Origin of the sequence: Waddlia chondrophila WSU 86-1044 (assembly GCF_000092785.1) — a bacterium.
Lineage (GTDB): Bacteria > Chlamydiota > Chlamydiia > Chlamydiales > Waddliaceae > Waddlia > Waddlia chondrophila.
Genome location: NC_014225.1, coordinates 1,427,939 through 1,451,446 on the forward strand (window position 1 = coordinate 1,427,939; position 23,508 = coordinate 1,451,446).

Below are 23,508 nucleotides of genomic sequence, written 5' to 3' on the forward strand. Positions count from 1 at the left end.
CTTCATTTCTTTCATTAGCTTAACCTCTAGATTCTTTGCCGGGGAGCTTTGCATCGTGGAAATTTTTCACAATTTCAATCACGGCGGGCTTAGTTATAATCACAGAAAACAGTTCCTCCATATCCTTGGTTGCCAACCGAATGCATCCATCACTCTCATATTTTCCAAGAGTATCACTGTTTTCAACCAGCTCTCCTTTCGCGTTAGGCATTAAAGGCAGTCCATGAATTCCGAATCCTTTAGCAGGAGCTGTGCAGTGATCCAATTCCTCCTCAAAAGGGATCCAGCGTGTGCCAAAGATGCGAACCATTTCAACTTTATCCCCTTGATGAAATCCCATCGTTTTTGGACGATAAACAGCGACTTTTTCCCCTAGGGAATACTTGCCCAAAGGAGTGAGGCTTCCAGACTCGTAATCTTTTTCCAATCTTCCCAATCCGACCTGATAGGTCTTGACTAAAACCCGGTCGTTGCTCTCTTCATCTAAATAGTAAAACCACATCTTGCTGCGCTGCAGATCGACCAGAAGATAAAAAGAAAGGTTCTTGTCTTCTTTAAAAACATTGAAGCGATCGCCGTCGACAACATCTTGCTTATCGTATAAGGGTTTTCCATTGAGACTGCGGGCAATAAAGTGACGGGAGGTCTTGTAGTGGGAGGCATAATCAGCAATCCAAGCCGCACGCCCCTTTAACCAAGGAACTTTCTTCTTATATGTGATTGTCTCCACAATGGGAAATTTCTGCCCTCTAGTATTGAAAAACTCATCAATCCGATCCGCTTCAGGAACTTCTTGTGCGGTTTCTTCAGTTGAAGCCGCTGCCAATAATTCCAGAGATTTCTCTTCTTTTACAGCGTCGGTCACCAAAGGATCTTCCTCTATGCTGACAGGAGCAAGAACAATTTCTGTCTCAGCCAAGGGATCGCTGATCTCTTTTTTCTTGAAAATTGCAGCAATAGCAATCGACCCGAATAACAACACAGTTATAATAGCCAATAACTTAGGAAAAGACATATTTCCTCTATGGATAATTAAAATTTAGTAGATGATTATATAATATCCAATTAAAATTGCCAAGTTTATTATTTGGATGCATTGAAGCACGATTAAGACTCCCTGAAAAATGAGAGATTGCCGAAAATTCAGCTTTCACTCGTTTCTTTTCAAATAATCTCTAACGAAATGTTTTATTTACTCTACAGATGCTAGCTCTTCTGGTGTCTTTTCAATCAACTTCCGCATCCTCTTTCCTGGAGTGAATTTAACAGCAGGCCTTGCCGGAATAACGATTGGCACAGACGCATTTTTCGGATTTCTGCCGATTTTCTGTTTTCTTTCAACAACTTCAAAAACACCAAAATCGCGGAATTCAAGACGCTCTCCATTTGTCAGACAATCCGTCATCTTATCAAGAAAAGCTTGGATGACATGTCTCACATCATTGGGATGAATCCCCTTATCCTGGGATATCGCATTGATTAACTTTTTCTTTGTCACTGTAGATTTCTTATCATCAAAAGACATAATTGCAGACTCCTTAAAGTTTAAGTGCCACCGACTTATTCCATTTCGTGTCGTGACTGATCGCCATTCTTATTCTCATGTTTGTTTTCAAGCAAGACTTTTTTTATTTTACCGGTTTATCTAGACGGATAAGCTTTTTATTTTTCTTTCCTACTGCAAGCAAAATCAAACGGCCGTCAACAAAATCATCTGCTGTGAAAACATGATTTTCTTCAGTCATTTTTTTGTTATTCAGATAGCAGCCGCCATTGCGAATCAACCTTCTTGCCTGCCCTTTACTCTCCTGCAAACCTGTTAAGACAACGACATCGATGAGCTTATTGTTAACAATTTCTTCCGCTTTGAAGGTTTCAGAAGGCATGTCATGGGCTATCGATTCTAGAACTTCCGCATTGAGATCAGTTTCTCGGCCAGGTTTCGCAGCTTCCGTCACTTTCAAGGCAGTCTTCAATCCTTGATCGCCATGCACCATTTGCGTCACTTCTGCTGCCAAGCGTTTCTGAGCTGTATTGGGAACATAATCTTCCCGTTCCATCATCGATTCGTACTTCCTAATTTCGTCCATTTCCATAAACGTCAGCATTTTCATTAATCGGATCACATCATTGTCTTGTACACGAACAAGATACTGGTAAAACTGATAAGGAGAAAGCTTATCGGGAGAAAGCCAAATGGCACCTTCTTCGCTTTTTCCAAATTTTTTACCGTCGCTAGTCGTTAGCAAAGGCATCGTCAAGCCATAAACCTCTTTTCCTGCTACACGGCGAACCAAATCAATTCCGGCAGTGATGTTTCCCCATTGATCACTGCCGCCAATCTGAACTGAAACATTGTGATTTTCGTTGAGATAAAGAAAATCATATCCCTGAAGCAATTGATAGCTGAACTCTGTAAAGCTCAATCCCTCTTCCGATTCAAGCCTTGTGCGAACGCTTTCCTTGGACAACATCGTGCTGACACGGAAGTATTTGCCTACCTCTCGAAGAAATTGGACGAAGGAAAACTGCCTAAACCAGTCATAGTTATTCAAAACAACTGGGCTTGCCTTGGCCAGCGTAAAGTCCAAGATGCCATGGAAGTTTTTCCGAATCCCTTCAACATTGCGACTCAACTGCTTTTCATCCAACAGCTGCCTCTCCTTCGATTTTCCCGAGGGGTCGCCAATCATTCCTGTCGCTCCTCCCAAAATCACATAAGGGGTATGGCCAAACTTTTGAAACCAAGCAAGCCCCATGATAGCAACCATATTGCCCAAGTGCAGGCTATCGCTTGTCGGATCAAATCCGCAGTAAACATGAACCTGTTTCTCAAGAAAATCGCCCAATTGATCGTGGGTGACAGACTCGATAAATCCTCTTTCCCGCAAGGTTTCCAGCAAATTCGACATGAATGGATTCCTATATTTCCGCTTTAAAGGCTTGTATCATTGAGTTTTAAGTAATTTTCTGTCAATGATCTATGTAAAATTCAATTTTTTAAAAAAATATTAAGATTTATGCTATAATAAGGGTACATAAGCTAAAAGGGGGAAAATCTATGATTACTAATGGCAAAGCTCCTGAAAGTTACCAGGTTCAAAAGGCGCGAAGAAAACTCCTTAAACAGATGGAAGCTGAAAATAAGCAGATCAATGAAAAAGCGATCGATCAAATGAAAAAAGCGATTCATATCTGGATTGACAGACACCAGTCTGAGAGGATTGCGCTGCAAGACCGCCCAATCAGGCTCTTCGATGAAAATTCCCATCCAGCAAAAACCAAAAGCAAATTTGTCAACGAGATGCTCTGTATTCTAAAAGACGAGAAAGAAAAAGAAGTTGCAAAATCTCTTGCAGGAAGAATCAAAACCAAAAGCCTGCCGGAATAAAATTAAACCTCTGATTAGGTCGCAATCAGGGGTTAAAAAGGATTTTTCTCATCAAGGAACACTGTTCCCACGCCCAAATGCTCTGTGATATATTGTTGCAATGCTTTGGGCCCAATCCTTTCTGAAGCAGAGTGCCCGACCGCAAAGAAGTTCACTTTTTCTTCAAATGCGGTATGCCAAGCCGGTTCATCAAAATTTCCGGTAATAAAGCAGTCTATCCCCTCTTTTGCTGCTTGGACCGCTCCTCTGTAAGCACCGCCAGAGATCAGTGCAGCTGATTGCACTTGCTCAGATCCTCCGGCCGCTGTGTGCGCTGGATGCGCATAGTACTCTTCGATTTCTCTTTGAAAATCCCCCACGTTCATCTTCTGAAAACGCCCTTTGACTCCAATAAATTTTCCCTCGTATGCGCCAAAAGGCTCCAAATCACTCCAATTCAGATCTTTGGCTGCCTTCCAATTATTTCCAATCTCTCGATGGGCGTCCAAAGGCAAATGATAGGCAAGGAGCGATATTCCATTTTTAATCAGCAGCTCCAACTTTTCTTTTTTTGTCCCGATCACCGGAAACTCGTCTCTGCTCCAAAACAATCCATGATGGACAATCAATGCCTGGACACCTGCTTCAACAGCCTGCCTGATGATGTTGACGCTGCTGGTAACAGCAGTCGCCGCTTTTTTGATTTCGTGCACCCCTTCAACCTGCAAGCCATTAGGGCAACTGTCTTTGAACTGGTCGATTTCTAAATAACGATCGAGGTGTTGACAAAGTTCTTGTAATGTAATCATATCCCTACCAAAATTATCCTTTAATGGAAGAGGTTATCAGATTGTCTACAAAAGCAAAAGCGGCTGCTGGAAAAAAAGCTGCTGAATTGATTGAAAACGGCATGGTCGTCGGCTTGGGCACAGGCTCTACTGCGCGCTGTTTTATCGATGCTTTGGCGGCAAGATGCCGTTCCGGACTTAAGATCGCAGCGGTTGCGACATCGCAAGAATCGGAGCTGCAAGCGCGCTTAGCCGGTATTCCGATAGCAGACCTCGATCAACTAGAAACCATCGATATCGATATTGACGGAGCAGACGAGATCGACTCTAAAAAAAGAATGATTAAAGGCGGCGGCGGCGCCCTTTTCAGAGAAAAAATCATTGCAGGGATAAGCAAGGAGATGCTTGTGATTATCGATTCTTCAAAACAGGTTGAAGCACTTGGCGCATTTCCTCTGCCAGTCGAGATCTCTCTTTTTGCTCATCAAGCTACCTTGAAACAGATTCGGGATTTAGGATATCGTGGATCCATTCGGAAAAACTCTAAAGGCAAACATTTCATTACAGAGAATCAAAACCTGATTTTTGATATCGAACTTGCCTTCCCCTGCCATCATCCTGAAGAGATCGAAGATAAGCTCATTAGAATCCCCGGAGTGATCGGCACCGGATTTTTTATCGGATACGCAGGCAGAGTCATTGTAGGATATGAGGACGGCTCAACAACCACACGCTCGTAGACGAAAAACACCAGCTTTCCTATGATGCAGTGAAATAAGAGGTATTGTTTATGTTATCTGAACTCGTTCAACTCTCTTTCGACAAGATCATGCAAACCCGCTCGTACACAGTTGTTATTTTAGCGGCGATGGACAAGCGGTTTGCGATCTACACAGATCCTAGCATTGGTAGAGTCTTGCAGCTATACCTAACAGGGACGGAAAAGCCGCGTCCTCTGACGCACGATCTCATGCACTCAATTTTCACTGGCATGAACATCCGCATCAAACAAGTCGTAATCAACGACATTCAGGATACGATCTATTTCGCCCGCTTATTCCTCGAGCAGTATCGGGACGGCATTCGCAATATCATTGAAATCGACTCGCGTCCAAGCGACTGCATTACCTTGGCGCTGATGGGAAATGCTCCCGTTTATTGTACAAGGGAAGTGCTCAGCAAAACCGTTCCGATAGAAGAATAATATTGACGACACTATCTAGTAACTCATATTGAATTTCCGCTCTGCCAAGCTAAGCAGGCAAGCAACAGCTTCTTCAGCATCGGCTCCTGAAGCATGCACCTTGATTTTTGCCCCCTTCCTTGCTGCCAGCATCAAGATTCCAAGCAGTGATTTGGCGTTCACTTCCGTTTTTTGATAAATCAAATGCACGTCCGCTTCAAACGATGAAGCACACTTGACAATTTCAGTTGAAGGGCGAGTGTGGAGGCCGCGATCGTTTTTCACGACAAACACTCCCTTAGCTTTGGAAAGCTTTTGTTTTGTGTCGACAATCATTGAAAAATCTCATTTGTTCCGGCATAATACAAAAATATTTTTAATGCAAATATTTTTTCAAACACACGCATTGTGATATATTCCGGTTCATTTTATGATCTCAGCTTCGATGATAGAAATTAAGGAAATAAAGCCATGACAGTTGCGAGAGAACAGGTCCTTCAAACAGACTGCTGGAACGTAGAAGCGCTCTACAAAAATTTCAGCGAATGGGAAAAAGAATTTAATGCCCGTTTTGCAGAAAAAGAATCTCCCCGCTGGCCCGAATTGCAGCAATTTCGCGGGAAATTATCTGAAGGACCGCACACTGTAAAAAAATGCCTGGAACTTCTGTTCAAAACACAAAGGGTCATTGAGAAGCTGTACACATACGCGCATCTTAGACACGACGAAGAGATTACTGAAGACGCATATAAGACTGCCTACCAAAAAATGATTGGAATTTATCACCAATTCGCACAAGAAGCTTCCTGGTTTGAGCCGGAACTTCTCGCTTTGCCAGACAACATCTTGAATGAAATCTTAAACGCCGACGAGATCGCTCCATTCAAATTCCACCTGGAAAAAATCGTTAGAATTAAAGACCACACGCTGACTCCCGAAAACGAGATGTTGCTTGCCCTTTCAGGAAAAGCTCTTCAAACAGCCCACAAAGCCTTTTCAGCCATCAACGACGCCGACTTTGCATTCGGTGCGGTTAAGGACAAAAATGGGGAAGATCGAGAGATTACCCATGCGAATTACGGCCTTTACATTCGAGAGCATGATCGCATTTTAAGGGAAAATGCTTTCCGCTCTTACCACGGCAAATACCAGCGTTATGAAAATACGCTGGCCGAGCTTCTATCCGGTCAGACAGAAACGCACGTATTCAATGCCCGAGCGAGAAACTATAGCTCCAGTCTTGAAGCGGCTCTTTTTCCCAAAAATATCGATGTCAATGTTTATCACTCCTTAATTAAGGCTGTTAATGACAATCTAGGAGCTTTGCACAAATACTTCGCCCTCAGAAAAAAAGTGATGAAAGTTGATAAACTTCATCTCTACGATATGTACGTTCCGCTTTCAGACGATGTGGAGATCTCCATGGACTTTGACAAGGCGATCGATATCGTGACCGAGTCGGTGTCGCCTCTTGGAACTGCATACCAAAATGCCTTACGCTCCGGCCTGACAAAAGAGAGATGGTGCGACCGATATGAAAACCGCAATAAACGCTCCGGCGCTTATTCCAGCGGATGCTACGACAGCATGCCCTACATCCTCATGAACTATAAAGACAAATTAAGAGATGTCTTTACTCTTGCTCATGAAGCCGGACACAGCATGCACAGCCTCCTTAGCCACCAAAATCAGCCTTACCACTATGGAGACTACCCCATTTTCCTGGCAGAAGTCGCTTCCACATTCAATGAAGATCTCCTCAATCGCCTCTTGCTTCAACAGACAGATAAAAAGGAGGAAAAAATTTTCCTTATTAACCAGCAGATCGAAGATATCCGTGCAACTCTTTTCAGACAAACAATGTTTGCAGAGTTCGAGCTGAAAATTCACGAACTGGCCGAAACAGACACGCCTTTGACTCCCACTCTATTAAAGAAAGAATACAAGGAGCTAAACGACCGATACTTCGGAGAGTCTACTTTTGTTGATGAAGAGATTTCGATCGAATGGGCCCGCATTCCCCATTTCTATTACAATTTCTACGTCTATCAATACGCAACAGGGATCAGCGCCGCTTTAGCGCTAAGCGAACAAGTCAATGCAGGCAGCATGGAAGAGCGGGAAGCTTATCTCTCTTTCCTCAAAGGAGGATGCAGCCGCTATCCGATAGAGCTGCTGAAAATTGCAGGCGTCGACATGACAACTCCAAAACCTGTTGAAGCTGCCATCAAAAAATTCAGCAATCTTGTCGAGGAGCTGGATAAGTTATTAGCACTTTAATTGCCAAAGTGCTAATTTTCTATTGCAAAATATCGAAGGATATTGATAGCATTAGAGGTGTTATCACTTAAGCAGATGTTTAGCTAGCTAGCAGCATCTCTTAACATCGTAAACAACCTATTTTATGGAGTACAAGCATATGACTCAGACAAAACAAGCAGATCATAAAACAGCGCTTAAACCTCTGGGCAATCGCGTATTGCTTCGCCGTTTAGAAGCGGAAGAGACTCTTAAAGGTGGAATTCTTCTGCCAGACAGTGCGAAAAAGAAACAGGAACAAGCAGAAGTGATCGCCGTGGGACCCGGCAAAAAAGACAACAAAGGAAATTTGGTTCCCATGCCTGTAAAGGAAGGGGACATTGTGCTGATGGAAAAATATTCAGGTCAGGAAGTGACGTTAGACGATCAAGATTACGTCATTGCCCGTGCCGATGACCTTATCGCCATCATTGAAAAGTAAAAAATAAGGAGTCTAATAGAAATGGCTGCAAAAGACATCAAATACAAAGAAGATGCAAGACATAAGATCCTAAAAGGAGTTAAAACACTTGCTGAGGCTGTAAAAATCACGCTTGGTCCGAAAGGACGCAACGTTGTGATCGACAAATCTTTCGGAGCGCCGCACATCACTAAAGATGGTGTGACAGTTGCAAAAGAGATCGAGCTTGAAGACAAGCATGAAAACATGGGCGCTCAAATGGTCAAGGAAGTGGCTAGCAAGACCGCTGACAAGGCTGGAGACGGAACAACGACAGCGACGGTCCTTGCCGAAGCGATCTACAGCGAAGGTCTAAGAAACGTGACTGCGGGAGCGAATCCTATGGATCTGAAGCGTGGAATGGAAGAGGCGGTAAAGGTCGTTGTCGAAGAGCTCCAGCGCTTAAGTAAAAAAGTGGAAACGCAGCAAGAAATTGCTCAAGTAGCCACCATTTCCGCTAACAACGACGAAGAGATCGGCCAGATCATCGCCAAAGCAATGGAACGCGTTGGCAAAGACGGCACGATCACTGTGGAAGAAGCGAAGGGATTTGAAACGACTCTGGATGTTGTCGAGGGAATGAATTTTGACCGAGGCTATCTCTCAGCTTATTTCATGACCAATCCTGAAACGCAGGAATGCGTGCTTGAGGACGTTTACGTTCTTATTTTTGAAAAGAAAATCACTTCAATCAAAGATCTGATTCCTGTTCTGCAAAGCGTAGCGGAAAGTGGGAAAAGCCTGTTGATCATCGCAGAAGATGTCGAAGGCGAAGCGCTTGCGACACTTGTTGTCAACCGCATCCGTGCCGGCCTTAAAGTTTGTGCTGTCAAGGCTCCAGGATTCGGCGACCGCAGAAAAGCGATGTTGGAAGATATCGCCATCTTGACAGGCGGCCAACTGATCTCTGAAGAAACAGGAATGACTTTAGAAAGCACGACTGTCGAACATCTTGGAAAAGCGAAGAAGATTGTTGTGACAAAAGAGGACACAACCTTGATCGAAGGCCAGGGAGACCAGAGCAAGATCAAAGATCGAGTCGCACTGATCAAGAGACAGATCGAAGAGACAGATTCCGACTACGACCGCGAAAAATTGCAAGAGCGTCTTGCTAAGCTTGCCGGTGGAGTTGGTGTGATCCGCGTAGGGGCGGCGACTGAAATTGAAATGAAAGAGAAGAAAGACCGCGTCGATGATGCTCAGCACGCAACAAAAGCAGCAGTGGAAGAGGGCATTCTTCCTGGAGGCGGTGTTGCATATGTTCGCTGCATCGGTGCAGTCAACAAAAAAGCTGATGCTCTAAAGGGCGATCAGCAGACTGGCGCACGCATCATTTCTCGAGCGTTGAGCGCACCTCTTCGCCAGATTGCCGCCAATGCCGGGCAAGAAGGTTCAATCATCTTGCAGCAGGTGGAGAAAGGGAAAGATTCTGAAGGGTATAATGCTTTGACTGGCGAGTTTGTCGACATGTTGACAGCTGGTATCCTTGATCCAACAAAAGTTTCCCGCCTTGCACTTGAGAATGCAGCTTCAGTTGCTGGCCTGCTTCTGACAACAGAAGCGATTGTCGCTGAACTTCCAGAAGACAAGAGCAGTGCACCGGCTATGCACGCGGGCATGGACTACTAAAGTTCATCCAAATAAGCCCGTCTTATGACGGGCTTATTTCATAGTAGGGATGTTGATATTTTCTCACTTTCCATGACGAGCGTTTCAGGATTTTTCCCCAGTCTCCACTTCCTTTTTCCGCTTCCATTTTTAGACTTTCTAAAAATGCCAAAGTGAACAGGGCGCCTTCGCGAACACTCCAAGAGAATTCCCCTATCTCTGAGCTTGTAACAAGAATTTTCCCTTCAGTTTCCAGAAAAAGTTTTTGGTAGGCTTTGGAAACATGTTCTTTTTTGGATTTTACGCTCCCATTCCAGTACACATAAGGAGCGGCATTTTCTTTCATGACATTATTACAGCAGTCTGCGATCGCGATTAGCAGCCGCGGATGTTTTTGAGAAAGAATGGCAATCACTTCGCCATAGTCAATCCCCTGCCTTGATGATGAAAAGAACAGATTCGGCCAAGGATCGTCGCCTTTAGCTACCGTTCTAAATCCATGTCCTGAGAAATAGAAAAATAAAAGGTCATCGACTTCCACTTCCAGTGAACAGCAGGCATTAAGCACTGATTCTGGTTGGAGTTCTTTACCAATAAAAGAGATTTCTTTGATAGGAAGCCCTGTGTAATTAGAGATCCGCAGGGCTTCTTTTCTGATATTTTCAAGGTCATGATAAACGCCGGATTCGATATTTCTGGCCTCTGTATCGCAAGCAAGAAAGAGAATAAGCTCCCCGCACTCTCCAACTCTACAGAAAAGAAGAAACAAAAAGAAAATTTTTTTATACATAGGAGTCATGAAACCTTATTTTTCATACGGGTATTTTTGATTAGCTGCTGGAAGTAATGTTCCAACCGTTCGTGAGCGGGCTCGTAATTTAGGAGGGCGCTTTTTCCTCCCATTGAAAAAAGAATTTGGTTGCAGCTTGGACTGACGAAAACATGGATAGCCTCTCCTTCTGTATTTTGAAATTTGAAAGAGATTTCCGGAACAAATTTACAAGGTTGATTTTGGTTAAAAGAGTAGTTGTGGTCATCCAGGAGCTGCCGCTTGAGGCGGGCAATTTCATCGTTGGTTAGATGAATTTCAGGCAATTTTTCATACATGGCAAGGATGGTGACATATTGAGCATTCTTCAGGAGGTCAAGATTTGTGCTTCCAAGAGTTTGCAGCAATTGAGGTGTGGCAGCGAAACCACTGATGGTCATGCAGAAAAAGAGCAGAGTTAACAGAGTAGTTTTGAGTCGAAACATCGGTTCCTCCATTTAGATATTGAAGATTATTTTTACTCCAAGGAGGATATCATTTCCACTGATTTTTATGTTTACAGATAATCCTGGTTTGGAATAAGATGTATGTCAATATAGTCCGGATTAGCTCAGCGGTAGAGCAGTTGACTGTTAATCAATTGGTCGTAGGTTCGAATCCTACATCCGGAGATTCACTGGTTGATGTGACACTGCGAGGATCATAGAGAATGGTTCACGCAATGTTACTAACAGCTTTTTCTCATCCAATTTTAAGTTCGAGAAGACCAAATCTAGCAATTGCTGCTTTTCACTCATTTTCGAACTCATAAAGAGTTCTTTAGCCCTCTTATTTTGACAGGCGATTTTGAATGGAATCAAACTCCTTGCGCAAAGTTTCTTGAGAATGCTTAATTTAACTTAACCTAAGGTTCAATCCCATCGCTACACATAAAGAAACAAGAGTGTGCCATTTCGGATTGCCGGTCCCTGAAAGGGTTTTATAGAGGCTTTCGCGACCAACATGAGCTTTTTTGGCCAAAGCTCCCACACCACCCTGCGCTTCAGCAACATTTCGAAGGGCGATCAAGAAAAGGTGTTGAGATTCTTCATCACCTTTGAGGCTTTCTTCTAAAGCTGCGTTTAGGTACGCGACTGCTTCATCGTGATCCGCTAAATGCTCGAGTAGAAATTCTTGATATTTTTTACTTCTTGCCATGACCTATCTCCCTTGATTGATAATCTTTCAAATACTCCTTTGCTTTAGCGATGTCCCTGTCTTGGGAGCCTTTGTCGCCACCGCAAAAAAGCAAGATGACTTTATTCCCAATCTTCCCGTAATAAATTCTAATTCCGGGCCCGTAGTGAATCCTAAGCTCGCAAACTCCTTCTTGCAGGGTTTTGCAATCGCCAAAGTTCCCAAGCTTCAAGCGATCAAGCCTTGTCAGAATTTTGGCCCGGGTATGGATCTCTTTGATCTCCTTAATCCAGACCTCAAAGGGTCGCTTGCCGGCGGCGGTTTCGTAGAGTTCTATTTCGATTTTATCCATATAATCTTATTGTATCTTTTGGGATACAATAATTTCAAGTGAATTTTAAGTTATTAATTTAGAGAGATTTGAAAATTCTTGAGAGAGGGCTAACCAGTCAAAAGTTCGAAGTGTGCCCAGTAACCGGAGATTCACTGGTTGATGTGACACTGCGAGGATCATAGAGAATGGTTCACGCAGTATTGCCAACAACTTCCCAATTTCAAATTCTTCCTTGAATCTCAATCTTAAATTCAGTCCCATTGCAACAAGCGAGCAGGGGTTACTCCCCTGTTTGGCAGGAAATTTAAATTTTAGAGAGATTGATTCGGTATAATTAGCGGAAAAAAGCCGAAAACCACTTCCAAAACCGGACAAATAAACGAGAAATATGCGAAAAGACACCCTGCGTCTCTTTCTTCGACGCTGGAAATACTTTAGGAAGAGAATGACTTGCTTCAGACGCCTCAGAGGAAATTTTCACATCTTGACGAGCCTTGAACTCCTCCACTTTTTTATTATCTTCCTCAATCGCCTCATTGATGGAAACATAAGCCCCTTCTATGGCTTGTCCCCTCTCCTCTTCACTCAATTGAAATTTCTCGAGCTCTGCTTTATCAAATTTCTGATAAAAAACAGAAACTAAAGAATCCCCCTCTTCAGGCTTTGGCAACAACGTTTCCAAATCTTCGAAGCGAGAAAGATAAAGGTCTCCTGTAGGCACAAGATTTTCTAGAACTGAAGATGCTTGAGATGAAACAGTCGCATGCGGAAACAATCGAGACGCCACATTAATCACACGAATGAATGCATCTGCAATTGTGTTGCCGCGATCGCCTTTAGTTGCATCTCTATCGTCTTTTTGATGGAGCTGGCAAAAAATTCGAGCTTTATTTCCACTACTGATCGTCTCAAATCCTCCAATAACCTCATTGAATAAGCGCTCAAGCATTCTCGCATTTTTAAGATCTTTGACAGTGCAAGTCACATAAACTCTTTGAGAGCCATCCGAAGCGTCAACCTCAAATCCAATCGATATGGGGAAATTAAAATTAAACATGACGTAATTATACAGAATTTCTTTTTTTAAATCAATTATTTTAAAGAAACAGAATTGTTATTCAACTTCGTAAGAGCTTTCGTAAGAGGTATAGGTCTTTCCTCCTATATTAACACTTACAGGAGGAATAGTATAAGCTCCTCTTTTCTCCGCAGGAATTGTGTATTGATAAACTGAAATCACCAAATTCGAATTTTCTGACATTTTAATCTCTTTAACATAACGGACACTGAGCTGCTTTCCATCCATTTTGAAACTGCTTTCATCTACCTTCGCATTTTTATCATGCGTCACAAGAACAGATACCTCTATCGGCTCTCCAACGGAAACATACTGATTTGCCTCTATCGAAACAAAATTTGCACTCAAAGCAAAGGATTTGACTGGAAAAACAATACAAATAAGAAAAATAAAAAACCGCTTAACCTTTCGCATCAGCTCCTCTTCAATTAAATGGATGAATAGTTTTCTTCTATCAGTTTCCTGGCCATGGAGTCAATGGATGTGATAAGTCCTAAAAAAACTCTTGGAAAAAGAAACTGTGGAAATTATACTGGATCCCTCCGTATGAATAATGCCCTCCGATCATGGAAAACATCTAAAACGAAATCTGCCATTTTTATTATGTTTGCTGTTGCCATCCCCTTTCTCTCTTCACAAGGAAAACTTTATTCAGAAGAAAGCGTAGAAACCAAATTTCCTAAGAAACAGCTAACCTCTCAATCTTTTGTGATTCAAGCCGGAAATTCCGAATACTTGGACTGGACAGAAGCCAAACATAGAGCCAGCTACAAAATCATGCAAGCTGCCTCCCGCCACTTCAACAACGATCCTTTCCTTGTTTTGGGTGAAGAACACAACTCAACAACAGCTCCATTCCACTGGCACTTCGTCCCTTTCCAAAGAAAAAACAACCCCTTTTCCCGTTATTTGCAGCAGCTTCAGGTCGCCTGCAAGGCAATTTTTTTCAGAAGCACAGCATTAGACGAAAAAAAAACTGCCAAATTTTCCAATACATCTGCTGCTCCAGAAACATCGGAACAAATAAAAGGCAACGACCCTTTTTGCAATGAAGAAATTATAAAAAAGCAACTCGTGAAGGAGGGAGCCTACGTCCGTATTCTATACGATTACCGGCCTATAGGCGACAGCCATTTTCTCATCGTGCCAAAAACACACAGAAGCGACTTTCGCCAACTGACTGAAGACGAGTACACAGAAGCTGCACAACTTTCCCAATTTGTGATCTGCAAACTCAAGGAACAGCAGCCGATAAGCGATCTCTATTTGCTGCATAAAAATCAACGTGACGCAGGTCAAAGCGTTCCGCATTGGCATCTGCATGTGATCGCAAACAATACTTCCCAAACAAATCTCTGGAGCAAGATACAATTTCTTTGGAGAATGACATTCGGCTCTCCACCTTTATCAGACGATGAACTCACTCGCCAAGTCAAGCACTACAAGGATCTTCTTAACACAACCAAGGGTTGAAGTTGTTTCGAAATCTGTTAAAATGTCTTCCTGAAAAACGAGGTAAATGATGACAAGCGAAGCAAAAATAACTCCGATGATGGCGCAATGGCACGCCTGCAAGAAAAAAGCAGGAACTGCTCTTCTTTTTTTCCGCATGGGCGATTTTTATGAAGCTTTCTACGATGACGCCATTGTCCTTGCAAAAGAGTTGGAGCTCACGTTGACAACTAGGCAAGAGATCCCTATGGCCGGAGTTCCCCACCATACCTGCGATACCTATATCGACCGCCTAGTGGCCAAAGGGTTTCGCATTGCTGTCGCCGAGCAAACGAGCGATCCTAAAACCTCTAAAGGGCTTGTCGAACGCGACGTCACCCGCATTGTCACGCCAGGAACATTGGTCAACTCCTCACTGCTCTCCGAAAACGCTAACAACTATTTCGCATCTGTAACCCAAGTGGGGTCTGTTCTGGGACTTGCGTTTCTCGATTTAACCACTGCCGATTTCCGAGTCGTCGAATTCGAGTCGGAACAAGAATTGCAGGGCGAACTTTACCGCCTGCAACCCTCAGAACTTCTGACCTCCAAAAAATTCTCCGATAAACACGCTCTTCTAATCGCCGATTTACAGCATTCCCTAAATCTTCTGATTAATACTGAAGATGACTGGCGGTTTGAACACCAAATCACGACAGAGTTTCTCATTTCCCATTTAAAAGTGCACACACTTGACGGCTTCGGACTCAAAGGAATGGCTGCCGGCATCAACGCGTCAGGAGCTCTTCTTCACTACCTGAGAGATACGCTCAACTTATCTATTGACCATATCAACACAATCAGCACCTATTCGACAAATGAGTACATGACCCTAGACCGCATGACGCAAACAAATTTAGAACTTACCCGATCGCTGCAAGACGGCACACGCAAGCACACGCTTCTAAGCATTCTGGATCAAACCTGCACTCCTATGGGAGGAAGGCTAATCCTACAGTGGTTGAAACGTCCGCTTCTTTGCATGAAAACGATTCAAGCTAGACAAGATGCCGTTCAGTCATTCATCGAACGGGACTGGACACACGATCAACTAAAGGCATCTCTGGAAGATGTTAGAGATATCGAACGCCTGATGATGAAAGTCAGCGCTAACTACGCCTCTCCAAAAGATATTGCCGCCTTGCGCCATTCAATTGAACCTTTAGGGAAAATCAAGTCTCTTCTTCGCGAACCTGCTGCTGCTTCCTCGCTCATTCAAACGCACGAAAAACAACTTAACCCTCTGCCCGAGCTTATCTCTCTTATTGCAAACGCCTTAGTTGACGAGCCTCCGCAAAAGCTTTCAGACGGCAATATTTTTCGCAAAGGTTTTCATCAGGAGCTAGACGAAATCAGGGAGATCAGCGCAAACAGCAAGTCGTGGCTGAACAATTATCAGAATAAACTAAGGGAAGAACTGGATATCAAAAATCTCAAAGTGGGCTTCAACCGCATGTTTGGCTACTATATAGAAGTCAGCAAAGGACAAGCAGGAAAGGTTCCTGAAAGCTTTGAAAGACGGCAAACACTAGTCAATGCAGAGCGCTTCATCACAAAAGATCTCAAAGAGTACGAACAGAAGGTGTTGACGGCCGAAGAGAAGATCTCTTCCATCGAACAAGAGTTATTCCAACAGCTCAGGACAGAAGTGACAAGATACGCAGACATTGTGATCAAAACAGCGCAAAGCCTGGCCATCATCGACTGTCTGCAGGCGCTAGCGGAAGCTGCACGGCTGCATGGCTATCAACGCCCGGAGATCGACCAATCGCAAAGGTTGGAAATTACAGAAGGGAGACACCCTGTCATCGAAGCTGTCAACATGAACGAAAAATTTGTTCCAAACGATACACTGTTAGATGATGAAAACAATCGGCTGCTTCTGATTACCGGTCCCAACATGGCAGGCAAATCCACCTATATCCGACAAGTTGCCTTGATTACCATCATGGCGCAAATCGGCTCCTTTGTTCCTGCAAAAACAGCACATATCGGCCTTGTCGACAAGGTGTTTACAAGGATCGGCGCCAGCGACGATTTATCGCGCGGACAATCGACATTCATGGTCGAAATGACCGAAACGGCAAATATTCTCAACAATGCAACCGACCGTTCTTTGGTCATCTTGGATGAGATCGGAAGAGGAACGAGCACCTACGACGGCATTTCCATTGCTTGGTCTGTCGCCGAATTCCTCCTTACAGAAGAAGGATCTACAGCTCGCACACTCTTTGCTACCCATTATTGCGAGCTCACTAAACTTGAGGAAAAAATTCCTGGAGCAGTCAATTACAACGTTGCCGTACATGAAAGCGAAGACTCTATTATTTTCTTAAGAAAAATTGTCAAAGGGGGAACTGACAAAAGCTACGGCATCCACGTTGCCCGCCTTGCCGGCCTTCCTTTGCCTGTGATCGAGAGGGCAAAAGAGATTCTTATCCATTTAGAAGAGAATGCAAACCGCAAAAGCACCTTTGAACCCTCCAAGCCAAAGCGAAAGGCAAAAGCTCGTCCGAATGCCAACGAATATCAGTTAACATTTTTTGGTGCATCATGATTATTTAGTCAACCAATCCCTCCATGCGGGACCAAGCTCCCACGGCAGGTGCCACAACATCGAAAGCGCTGTCTCCTGGTCCCTGCGCTTGCGCTAAAGCAGGATTATGGACATATTTTAGAAAAATTTCCCGGACGCTCGCAGCCCCTCCCCCTGAAGATGCCGAAAATCCAGAATCTAAAGCCATTTCTATTTCCTCCTCACCAATAATAACATAATTATTTTTTTTAAAATCGACAATAAAACGCATTATTTGGATAGTGGAAAGATAGGGAATGATCAATGGAAAAAAAACATCCTTTATGGAACAAGCCTGCAGATATTGTCGCACTGGCCGAAAAACCAGAGCAGCCTCCGCTCCCAAAAGGGGGCATTCCCAAACAATGGGTACCAGCTTGGATACGCTGGCCGATCCGCGTCCTGTTCCTTCCCTTTGTTCTGCTCGACCTGTTCATGCAAAAAATTGCGGGCTATTTTTTCAAAACTCCCTATAAGCAGGAGGGAAAATGCTATCAAAGAGGAAATTGCTGCTTTTATATCATCATTCCTGCACCTGATAGTTTTTTGACAAAAATCTACTATTTTTGGAATACGCAAATTAACGGATTCTATCCTCGCCATCCGCAGCCGGTGGAAGTCGAAGGAGAAAAAGTGATGGTAATGGGCTGCCGCTATCTGCGGAAAAATGGAACTTGCGGGCACTACCGGCTGCGGCCGACAGTTTGCCGGCAATGGCCGTTTATCGAGTATTTCGGAGTTCCCCGAATCCTCAAAGGATGCGGCTATCACGCCGTTCCCAGGGACAAAAATTTCGATCCTTACCCGGAAGAGACCAATTCAACAAAGAACAAGTTGAACATTATCAAGTAGTTTCGGTATAAAGGATACTGTCTAGTATTGAGGACAGCTGCAATGGCAAATCAAAGACAGGATTTCCATAACGCTCCCCATCATCGGGCAAATAACAGCCTGCTGATTCAGTTTCTTTTGCATGAACTTCTTCAAGCTTTTGCAATCACTGCAGACTATCAAAAACTGATCCATTCTATCACCTTAACCCCTCACCTGAAATATACGAAAAAGGGAAAAGAGCAATTGCAAAACGCCTATGAACTGATCACACAGCTAGCGGGAAAAACCAGTCAGTCCATGCGCATCTTTTCCTGGAATCTCAACGAAGGGATCATTGCAAAACTGCGCCAATACTCTACCTTTTTCGGAAATAATCTTGACTCTCAAGACTCGGACGCAATCCAACTCGACAGACATGCGGAAAGAGCTTGGGTGAACTGTTTGGAATGCCTGGACTTAACTCGCGAGCAGCTATCCCTTCCTCTTAAGGAACCGGCAAACCTTAAGTTTCTCATCAACTACTCGGATAAACTTTGCGTCCGCATTCAAAAGCTTGCTCAGGTCATTTCCAATATTCTTCCACAATTCCGCGATGATGAAACAGTCCTCTATTACTTGATTAACTACCAGGATGCCTTGGCACTCCTTTGGGGGCCAAAGTTCCTTCCCAAATTGTTTAAACAGTTGTTCCCAAGCGGCAAAGAAGAAGCTGAACATTTTTTAAAAGTGCGCTATAATAAGCGACATTTTTCTCATCATACTTTAGATTTGGCAAATAAATTTTCCCGGTTATTTTCGAATGTCTGAATTCAATCACTTAATTGCCCTGACAAAACTCCACATCTCGCAACACTACGGAGAAAAATCGTGGATATACACAGATCCCGATACCCTTGCCAATTACAGGGAATTTGCACAACGCAGCAAAAAAGCCGCCCCTAAGCAGCTCCCCGAAAAGTCCAAACCCCTTCCACGGATAGCCGAACCTGTACGCAAGCAGCCGATCATCAAAAAAACAGAGCCCCCTGCACTTGAGCTGCCGAAGGAGGTTGAACAACGGATCACCCCTAAGCCTGTAAATGAAGTCGATTTTTCCGATTTGATCAAGATCGTAAAAACACATTTCCCCGCGCAAAAAATTCTGGATAGTCAGCCGGATGATGCACGGGCTAAAGAAACGGCGCAAAAATGGAAGCACCCCGCCATCCCGCCCGAAGTCTGGATTCTCGACTCCTCTCGCGCTCCAGAAGAGAGGCTTTTCCTGGAAAATATCGCTCAAGCAATCGATCTCTATTTTTACCCCGCCGCGGTACTCCCTATTTCAAAGATGGACGAAGAACCCGCTCCACGCCTGATTCTGGGGACAAAAGACCTCCTTAATGGCATTAAGGCTCCGTCAATAGCAATGGAATCGATCTCCTTTTATTTGGAAACCCCTAAAGAAAAATCTAGGCTATGGAAGGATCTGAAAAATACGCTTCAATCATCTTAGACCTGGCTGTCGGAAAACCTCTGGACTATGAAATTCCTGGGCATTTGCAAGGAAAACTGAAGCGGGGCTGCCGTGTCAAGGTTCCGCTCAATGGAAAACTTCAAGGGGGCTACGTTTACACGCTCAAAGAAACAAAATCCTTTCCCAAACTGCAAAAAATCCGAGAAGTGGTCAATGAAGAAGAGCTGCTCACTCCGGATCTGTTCCAGCTGGCGCTTTGGATTTCCGATTATTACTGCGCCCCTCTGACTAAAGTGATGAAATCACTGCTGCCGGCCAGCATCCGCAAAGAGGTGAAGCCAAAAGAGCAGCTGTACATCATGCGAAGAAAAACACGCGGCGAACTGCAAGAGTTCTGTATTGAAAACCGAAATCGCTATTCTGCCCAATGCGCCGTCCTCGATGAAATGCTGAAAGTGACAAAAGGAATTTTACTGACTGAGCTGCTGGAAAATACCGGAGGGACGCGCAGCCCCGTCGATACCTTAGTAAAAAAAGGACTGCTAGCCCTGGATATCGTTCGCGTGGACCGCTCTCCTCTTGTTGGAGAAGAGTATTTTCTAACTCAACCGAAATCATTGAACAGCGAACAAAAAGAAGCGTTGGAAAAGATCATCGATGACTTGGACGAAGGGCATTTTCAAACACACCTTCTTTACGGCGTCACCGGCAGCGGAAAAACAGAAGTCTATCTGCAAGCGATCCAGCACGCTCTCAATCAGGGAAAAGGAGCCATTGTCCTTGTTCCTGAGATTTCTCTTACGCAACAAACCATCGACCGCTTCCGTTCCCGCTTTAAAGAAAAAATTGCCGTCCTACACCATCGTCTCAGCCACGGCGAACGTTACGATGCTTGGCTTGATATCGTTAGAGGCGAATCTAAAATCGTGATCGGAGCTCGTTCAGCCATCTTCAGCCCTGTAAAGAATCTCGGGCTGATTGTCGTCGATGAAGAGCATGAAAGCTCTTATAAGCAAACAGATGAAGCGCCTGCCTACCATGCGCGGGATATTGCCGTGATGAGAGGGAAGTTGACAAAGTCCTCTGTGATTTTAGGAAGCGCCACGCCATCTATTGAAAGCTACACGAATGCCCTTAATGGAAAATATCGCCTAAGCATGCTGCACGGCAGAGCAGCTGCCAGTCAGAAGCCGAAAGTGACCATCATTGACATGAAAAAGGAGTATGAAAAAGCGCAAGGATTCACCAACTTTTCCGAACCGCTGATCAAGGGGATCAAAGAGCGGTATCAGGCAGGCGAACAGACGATCTTATTCCTCAATCGCCGAGGGTACCATACCACTCTGTTTTGCCAAAAGTGCCGAAAGGGGATCCACTGCAGCCACTGCGATCAAACCCTCACCTATCACTACAAAAACAACTCCCTTTGCTGCCACTTATGCGGATGCACCATTTCCCCTCCGCCTAAAGAGTGTCCTGTCTGTAAGGATCCCGATCTGATGAAATTTAAAGGGGTAGGCACCGAACTTCTCGAGCGCTCTCTTAAAGCAATCCTGCCTGAAGTGCGCACGGTACGGATCGATGCAGACACAACAAAACACAAAGGGAGCCATCAACAACTGCTTAAAGATTTCAAAACAGGGAAAGCAGATGTGCTGATCGGCACTCAAATGGTTGCAAAAGGGCTCCATTTCCCCGAAGTTACGCTTGTCGGAGTGATCAATTGCGACGGCAGTTTGAATATTCCCGATTTCAGAGCGTCTGAAACTGTTTTTCAGCTGATTACCCAAGTTGCAGGCAGGGCTGGAAGAGGCGCCCTTCCCGGCGAAGTGATCCTGCAGACTTGCATGCCTGAAAACAGCACCATTTTACATGCTGCAGAACAAGATTATTTCTCTTTTTATGAAGAGGAAATTGCTGTCAGAAAAATGTTTGGATTCCCCCCTTTTAGCCAACTGGTCAAAATCGCTTTTTCAGGTCCGGAGGAAAACAAAACGCGAAGTCTCGCCGAGGCAATGCGCACCCAGCTATTGCGCCTGCTCCCTTCAACTTTTCACCTCCATCCGGTCAATGCATCCGGCCATGCAAAAGTCAAGGACCGCTGGCGTTTTCAATTTCTCGTCAGGGGCAGCAGCACCCAGCCCGTGGCAAAAGCGATCAGCCAGCTCAACTTTCACACCCCTTCAAATTATCGCGTTTTGATCAATATTAATCCTTTATCTACCTTCTTCTAAAAAACATTGCTTTGAACCAAGCTCTTAGGATATGATAAAGAGCAAAAGAAGCGAGCTTGCCATGCTGCAATGGATGAAAAAATTCAAGGAAGCAACTCCCTTAACCAAAAACGCTTTGATCGCCTTGATCATTTGGGCTGTTCCTGTCGTTCTAATGACAATCTATTGCTATGCGCGGCTTGACTTCGTCCGCAGTTATGACAGCTTTCAACCTGTAGAACATTCCACATCCAAATAAATTTATGACAATTAAGCCCGATTTTGAAAAACTGGAAGAATACCAAAACCGCCTACGCAAGTTAAATGAAATTAAAAAGTTGGGGATCACTCCCTATCCTGCTAAATTCACACCATCTCATCACGCGTCAAAAATGCATCAGGAATACGATGGGCAACAGATCGGCCACAGTGAAGACGCTGCGGCAGGAGAAACGCCTTCGGTGACAGTATCTGGAAGACTGGTGCTGTTTCGCGCTATGGGAAAAAACGCGTTCGCCCAGATTCAGGATCACACGGGTCGGATCCAAGTGATGTTCAACCGCGACCAGACTGCGCTAGAGGGATACCACTCCGAAAATCCAAACGATTCGAAACCGATCAAATTAATCGAAAAAAAATTTGATCTTGGAGACATCATCGGCATAGAAGGCAATCTTTTCTTTACTCAGAAGGGAGAATTGACCATTTATGCCAAAAAAGTGACCCTTCTTTGCAAAACCTTGCTTCCGCTTGCCGACAAGCATTCCGGCTTAGCTGACAAAGAAACTCGCTACCGCAAACGCTGGCTTGACCTGATTACGCATGAAGAAGTTCGCTCGACGTTTAGGAAGAGAAGCAAAATTTTGAGCATGATTCGGCGTTTTTTTGAAAATCAAGACTTTATTGAAGTGGAAACACCTGTTTTGCAGAGCATTTACGGTGGGGCGGAAGCACGTCCATTCGTGACAAAACTCAACGCGCTTGATCAGGAAATGTATATGCGGATCAGCTTGGAAATCCCTCTAAAAAAGCTAATCGTTGGTGGGATGGACAAAGTCTTTGAGATCGGTCGCGTATTCAGAAATGAAGGAATCGACCGCACCCATAATCCGGAATTTACCCTACTCGAAGCATACGCTGCACACTGGGATTACAATGACATGATGCGGACAATGGAGAATCTAGTGGAAAAGCTAGCTCTTGAGCTCCACGGAACGACTCTCTTGAAAGTTACTGATCCGGAATCCGGAAAGGAAGCTGAAATTGACGTCAAGGCGCCGTGGAAACGGATGACAATGAAAGAGAGCATCAACACTTACGCAAATATCGATGTCGATGCGCTGTCCGATGAAGAGCTTTACAAACTTGTTCTGGAGTGCAGCCACCTGGAAGCAAAAAAAATTAAGACCTTCCCACGCGGCCTCATGATCAACGCTCTTTTCGAACATAAGGTCGAACCTCATCTGATTCAGCCTCACCATATCACTGACTTCCCTATTGAAACCACCCCTCTTTGCAAACCACATCGAGATCCAGCGGAAAGAGAGAAGGGGATTGTCGAGCGCTTCGAAAGCTTTATCATGGGAGGCGAGTTCAGCAATGCCTATACAGAACTCAATGATCCTGTGATTCAGTATCAACTACTTGCGGAGCAGGCTGCACGCAAAGCAACCGGAGACGAAGAGGCAAACCCTTTCGATCATGAATTTGTCGAAGCAATTTGCCAAGGAATGCCTCCAACAGGAGGAATTGGGATTGGTATCGATCGCTTGGTCATGCTATTGACCCATTCTACCTCCATTAGAGATGTTCTCTTCTTTCCCTGGATGAAACCACAATAATGATCGGTATAACCCCCTTCTTAACATAGAATTAAAA

The 23,508-nt window shown here is 44.3% G+C and carries 26 protein-coding genes and 1 tRNA gene; 15 read left to right on the forward strand and 12 right to left on the reverse strand.

The annotated features are described in order from the left end of the window. Positions 1–19: 19 nt before the first annotated feature. The 3 genes from WCW_RS06450 to tyrS all read right to left on the reverse strand — a co-directional run bounded on the left by WCW_RS06450 (position 20) and on the right by tyrS (position 2,912). Positions 20–1,015 carry a L,D-transpeptidase gene (locus WCW_RS06450; RefSeq protein WP_013182395.1) on the reverse strand — a complete coding sequence of 332 codons (996 nt, stop codon included), beginning with the start codon at positions 1,013–1,015 and terminating at the stop codon, positions 20–22. A 177-nt stretch (positions 1,016–1,192) separates the two neighbouring features. After that, entirely contained in the window at positions 1,193–1,525 is a 333-nt protein-coding gene (locus tag WCW_RS06455) for an HU family DNA-binding protein (RefSeq protein ID WP_013182396.1), read from the reverse strand. Between the two features lie 103 nt (positions 1,526–1,628). Further along, the gene (gene tyrS, locus WCW_RS06460; protein ID WP_013182397.1) at positions 1,629–2,912 is read right to left on the reverse strand and encodes a tyrosine--tRNA ligase; all 1,284 of its coding nucleotides are present in this window, start codon (positions 2,910–2,912) and stop codon (positions 1,629–1,631) included. Positions 2,913–3,061: 149 nt separating this feature from the next. Here tyrS and WCW_RS06465 point away from each other — a divergent pair, with 149 nt between their 5' ends. Next, positions 3,062–3,391 (forward strand): hypothetical protein, encoded by a 330-nt coding sequence (locus WCW_RS06465; protein ID WP_013182398.1) that lies wholly within the window; start codon positions 3,062–3,064, stop codon positions 3,389–3,391. A gap of 32 nt (positions 3,392–3,423) precedes the next feature. On the opposite strand, the gene WCW_RS06470 is transcribed toward WCW_RS06465, so the two are convergent. After that, entirely contained in the window at positions 3,424–4,179 is a 756-nt protein-coding gene (locus WCW_RS06470) for a Nif3-like dinuclear metal center hexameric protein (protein WP_013182399.1), read from the reverse strand. Positions 4,180–4,202: 23 nt separating this feature from the next. Here WCW_RS06470 and rpiA point away from each other — a divergent pair, with 23 nt between their 5' ends. Continuing rightward, entirely contained in the window at positions 4,203–4,898 is a 696-nt protein-coding gene (gene rpiA, locus WCW_RS06475; RefSeq protein ID WP_013182400.1) for a ribose-5-phosphate isomerase RpiA, read from the forward strand. Positions 4,899–4,948: 50 nt separating this feature from the next. Beyond that, positions 4,949–5,362 carry a bifunctional nuclease family protein gene (locus WCW_RS06480; protein ID WP_013182401.1) on the forward strand — a complete coding sequence of 138 codons (414 nt, stop codon included), beginning with the start codon at positions 4,949–4,951 and terminating at the stop codon, positions 5,360–5,362. Between the two features lie 15 nt (positions 5,363–5,377). Here the strand turns inward: WCW_RS06480 and WCW_RS06485 are convergent, their stop codons facing one another. Continuing rightward, positions 5,378–5,677, reverse strand: coding sequence for an HPr family phosphocarrier protein (locus tag WCW_RS06485; protein ID WP_013182403.1), 300 nt, complete (start codon positions 5,675–5,677; stop codon positions 5,378–5,380). 135 nt (positions 5,678–5,812) lie between these two features. On the opposite strand from WCW_RS06485, the gene pepF reads away from it, so the two are divergent. The 3 genes from pepF (at position 5,813) to groL (ending at position 9,728) form a co-directional block, all read left to right on the forward strand. Continuing rightward, entirely contained in the window at positions 5,813–7,621 is a 1,809-nt protein-coding gene (gene pepF / locus WCW_RS06490) for an oligoendopeptidase F (protein WP_013182404.1), read from the forward strand. 139 nt (positions 7,622–7,760) lie between these two features. Continuing rightward, positions 7,761–8,081, forward strand: a complete 321-nt coding sequence (locus WCW_RS06495) for a co-chaperone GroES (RefSeq protein ID WP_013182405.1) — start codon at positions 7,761–7,763, stop codon at positions 8,079–8,081. A gap of 21 nt (positions 8,082–8,102) precedes the next feature. Beyond that, positions 8,103–9,728, forward strand: coding sequence for a chaperonin GroEL (gene groL / locus WCW_RS06500; protein ID WP_013182406.1), 1,626 nt, complete (start codon positions 8,103–8,105; stop codon positions 9,726–9,728). A 22-nt stretch (positions 9,729–9,750) separates the two neighbouring features. On the opposite strand, the gene WCW_RS06505 is transcribed toward groL, so the two are convergent. Beyond that, positions 9,751–10,497, reverse strand: a complete 747-nt coding sequence (locus WCW_RS06505) for a caspase family protein (protein ID WP_013182407.1) — start codon at positions 10,495–10,497, stop codon at positions 9,751–9,753. Between the two features lie 5 nt (positions 10,498–10,502). Next, positions 10,503–10,961: a hypothetical protein gene (locus WCW_RS06510; RefSeq protein WP_041941568.1), complete on the reverse strand. Its 459-nt coding sequence runs from the start codon at positions 10,959–10,961 to the stop codon at positions 10,503–10,505. A 114-nt stretch (positions 10,962–11,075) separates the two neighbouring features. Between WCW_RS06510 and WCW_RS06515 the strand changes: the two genes are divergently transcribed. Then, positions 11,076–11,147: transfer RNA gene (locus WCW_RS06515), tRNA-Asn, on the forward strand. Between the two features lie 223 nt (positions 11,148–11,370). Here WCW_RS06515 and WCW_RS06520 read toward each other — a convergent pair. From WCW_RS06520 to WCW_RS06535, 4 genes are all read right to left on the reverse strand, one after another. Then, positions 11,371–11,673 carry an addiction module antidote protein gene (locus WCW_RS06520; protein ID WP_013182409.1) on the reverse strand — a complete coding sequence of 101 codons (303 nt, stop codon included), beginning with the start codon at positions 11,671–11,673 and terminating at the stop codon, positions 11,371–11,373. Beyond that, a complete protein-coding gene (locus WCW_RS06525; RefSeq protein ID WP_013182410.1) occupies positions 11,660–12,004 on the reverse strand; it encodes a type II toxin-antitoxin system RelE/ParE family toxin in 345 nt (114 codons plus the stop codon). Before WCW_RS06525 ends, WCW_RS06520 begins: the two co-directional genes overlap by 14 nt. A 316-nt stretch (positions 12,005–12,320) precedes the next feature. Then, entirely contained in the window at positions 12,321–13,043 is a 723-nt protein-coding gene (locus WCW_RS06530) for a hypothetical protein (protein ID WP_013182412.1), read from the reverse strand. A gap of 57 nt (positions 13,044–13,100) precedes the next feature. Then, entirely contained in the window at positions 13,101–13,478 is a 378-nt protein-coding gene (locus WCW_RS06535; RefSeq protein WP_013182413.1) for a BatD family protein, read from the reverse strand. Positions 13,479–13,610: 132 nt separating this feature from the next. Here WCW_RS06535 and WCW_RS06540 point away from each other — a divergent pair, with 132 nt between their 5' ends. Then, a complete protein-coding gene (locus WCW_RS06540) occupies positions 13,611–14,537 on the forward strand; it encodes an HIT family protein (protein WP_162268178.1) in 927 nt (308 codons plus the stop codon). Positions 14,538–14,586: 49 nt separating this feature from the next. Further along, a complete protein-coding gene (mutS, locus tag WCW_RS06545) occupies positions 14,587–17,112 on the forward strand; it encodes a DNA mismatch repair protein MutS (RefSeq protein ID WP_013182415.1) in 2,526 nt (841 codons plus the stop codon). Positions 17,113–17,116: 4 nt separating this feature from the next. Here the strand turns inward: mutS and WCW_RS06550 are convergent, their stop codons facing one another. Then, positions 17,117–17,299: a hypothetical protein gene (locus tag WCW_RS06550; RefSeq protein ID WP_143876364.1), complete on the reverse strand. Its 183-nt coding sequence runs from the start codon at positions 17,297–17,299 to the stop codon at positions 17,117–17,119. Positions 17,300–17,394: 95 nt separating this feature from the next. On the opposite strand from WCW_RS06550, the gene WCW_RS06555 reads away from it, so the two are divergent. From WCW_RS06555 to lysS, 6 genes are read left to right on the forward strand one after another with little or no spacing between them, the layout of a single operon-like run. Further along, positions 17,395–17,982, forward strand: coding sequence for a YkgJ family cysteine cluster protein (locus WCW_RS06555; protein ID WP_013182416.1), 588 nt, complete (start codon positions 17,395–17,397; stop codon positions 17,980–17,982). Positions 17,983–18,024: 42 nt separating this feature from the next. Further along, positions 18,025–18,771 (forward strand): hypothetical protein, encoded by a 747-nt coding sequence (locus WCW_RS06560; RefSeq protein WP_013182418.1) that lies wholly within the window; start codon positions 18,025–18,027, stop codon positions 18,769–18,771. Then, positions 18,764–19,456: a hypothetical protein gene (locus WCW_RS06565; protein WP_013182419.1), complete on the forward strand. Its 693-nt coding sequence runs from the start codon at positions 18,764–18,766 to the stop codon at positions 19,454–19,456. The genes WCW_RS06560 and WCW_RS06565 overlap by 8 nt, the downstream gene beginning before the upstream one ends. Continuing rightward, positions 19,420–21,651, forward strand: a complete 2,232-nt coding sequence (priA, locus tag WCW_RS06570) for a primosomal protein N' (protein WP_013182420.1) — start codon at positions 19,420–19,422, stop codon at positions 21,649–21,651. Before WCW_RS06565 ends, priA begins: the two co-directional genes overlap by 37 nt. 31 nt (positions 21,652–21,682) lie before the next feature. Further along, positions 21,683–21,889 (forward strand): hypothetical protein, encoded by a 207-nt coding sequence (locus tag WCW_RS10165; protein ID WP_013182421.1) that lies wholly within the window; start codon positions 21,683–21,685, stop codon positions 21,887–21,889. A gap of 4 nt (positions 21,890–21,893) precedes the next feature. Beyond that, positions 21,894–23,471, forward strand: a complete 1,578-nt coding sequence (lysS, locus tag WCW_RS06575) for a lysine--tRNA ligase (protein ID WP_013182422.1) — start codon at positions 21,894–21,896, stop codon at positions 23,469–23,471. The last annotated feature ends 37 nt before the right edge of the window (positions 23,472–23,508 follow it).

What these genes read in the sequence shown, in the direction of transcription:
- WCW_RS06450 (WP_013182395.1), bottom strand. Translation starts at nt 1,015, where the DNA reads ATGTCTTTTCCTAAGTTATTGGCTATTATAACTGTGTTGTTATTCGGG.
- WCW_RS06455 (WP_013182396.1), bottom strand. Translation starts at nt 1,525, where the DNA reads ATGTCTTTTGATGATAAGAAATCTACAGTGACAAAGAAAAAGTTAATC.
- tyrS (WP_013182397.1), bottom strand. Translation starts at nt 2,912, where the DNA reads ATGTCGAATTTGCTGGAAACCTTGCGGGAAAGAGGATTTATCGAGTCT.
- WCW_RS06465 (WP_013182398.1), top strand. Translation starts at nt 3,062, where the DNA reads ATGATTACTAATGGCAAAGCTCCTGAAAGTTACCAGGTTCAAAAGGCG.
- WCW_RS06470 (WP_013182399.1), bottom strand. Translation starts at nt 4,179, where the DNA reads ATGATTACATTACAAGAACTTTGTCAACACCTCGATCGTTATTTAGAA.
- rpiA (WP_013182400.1), top strand. Translation starts at nt 4,203, where the DNA reads ATGGAAGAGGTTATCAGATTGTCTACAAAAGCAAAAGCGGCTGCTGGA.
- WCW_RS06480 (WP_013182401.1), top strand. Translation starts at nt 4,949, where the DNA reads ATGTTATCTGAACTCGTTCAACTCTCTTTCGACAAGATCATGCAAACC.
- WCW_RS06485 (WP_013182403.1), bottom strand. Translation starts at nt 5,677, where the DNA reads ATGATTGTCGACACAAAACAAAAGCTTTCCAAAGCTAAGGGAGTGTTT.
- pepF (WP_013182404.1), top strand. Translation starts at nt 5,813, where the DNA reads ATGACAGTTGCGAGAGAACAGGTCCTTCAAACAGACTGCTGGAACGTA.
- WCW_RS06495 (WP_013182405.1), top strand. Translation starts at nt 7,761, where the DNA reads ATGACTCAGACAAAACAAGCAGATCATAAAACAGCGCTTAAACCTCTG.
- groL (WP_013182406.1), top strand. Translation starts at nt 8,103, where the DNA reads ATGGCTGCAAAAGACATCAAATACAAAGAAGATGCAAGACATAAGATC.
- WCW_RS06505 (WP_013182407.1), bottom strand. Translation starts at nt 10,497, where the DNA reads ATGTATAAAAAAATTTTCTTTTTGTTTCTTCTTTTCTGTAGAGTTGGA.
- WCW_RS06510 (WP_041941568.1), bottom strand. Translation starts at nt 10,961, where the DNA reads ATGTTTCGACTCAAAACTACTCTGTTAACTCTGCTCTTTTTCTGCATG.
- WCW_RS06520 (WP_013182409.1), bottom strand. Translation starts at nt 11,673, where the DNA reads ATGGCAAGAAGTAAAAAATATCAAGAATTTCTACTCGAGCATTTAGCG.
- WCW_RS06525 (WP_013182410.1), bottom strand. Translation starts at nt 12,004, where the DNA reads ATGGATAAAATCGAAATAGAACTCTACGAAACCGCCGCCGGCAAGCGA.
- WCW_RS06530 (WP_013182412.1), bottom strand. Translation starts at nt 13,043, where the DNA reads ATGTTTAATTTTAATTTCCCCATATCGATTGGATTTGAGGTTGACGCT.
- WCW_RS06535 (WP_013182413.1), bottom strand. Translation starts at nt 13,478, where the DNA reads ATGCGAAAGGTTAAGCGGTTTTTTATTTTTCTTATTTGTATTGTTTTT.
- WCW_RS06540 (WP_162268178.1), top strand. Translation starts at nt 13,611, where the DNA reads ATGAATAATGCCCTCCGATCATGGAAAACATCTAAAACGAAATCTGCC.
- mutS (WP_013182415.1), top strand. Translation starts at nt 14,587, where the DNA reads ATGACAAGCGAAGCAAAAATAACTCCGATGATGGCGCAATGGCACGCC.
- WCW_RS06550 (WP_143876364.1), bottom strand. Translation starts at nt 17,299, where the DNA reads ATGGCTTTAGATTCTGGATTTTCGGCATCTTCAGGGGGAGGGGCTGCG.
- WCW_RS06555 (WP_013182416.1), top strand. Translation starts at nt 17,395, where the DNA reads ATGGAAAAAAAACATCCTTTATGGAACAAGCCTGCAGATATTGTCGCA.
- WCW_RS06560 (WP_013182418.1), top strand. Translation starts at nt 18,025, where the DNA reads ATGGCAAATCAAAGACAGGATTTCCATAACGCTCCCCATCATCGGGCA.
- WCW_RS06565 (WP_013182419.1), top strand. Translation starts at nt 18,764, where the DNA reads ATGTCTGAATTCAATCACTTAATTGCCCTGACAAAACTCCACATCTCG.
- priA (WP_013182420.1), top strand. Translation starts at nt 19,420, where the DNA reads ATGGAAGGATCTGAAAAATACGCTTCAATCATCTTAGACCTGGCTGTC.
- WCW_RS10165 (WP_013182421.1), top strand. Translation starts at nt 21,683, where the DNA reads ATGATAAAGAGCAAAAGAAGCGAGCTTGCCATGCTGCAATGGATGAAA.
- lysS (WP_013182422.1), top strand. Translation starts at nt 21,894, where the DNA reads ATGACAATTAAGCCCGATTTTGAAAAACTGGAAGAATACCAAAACCGC.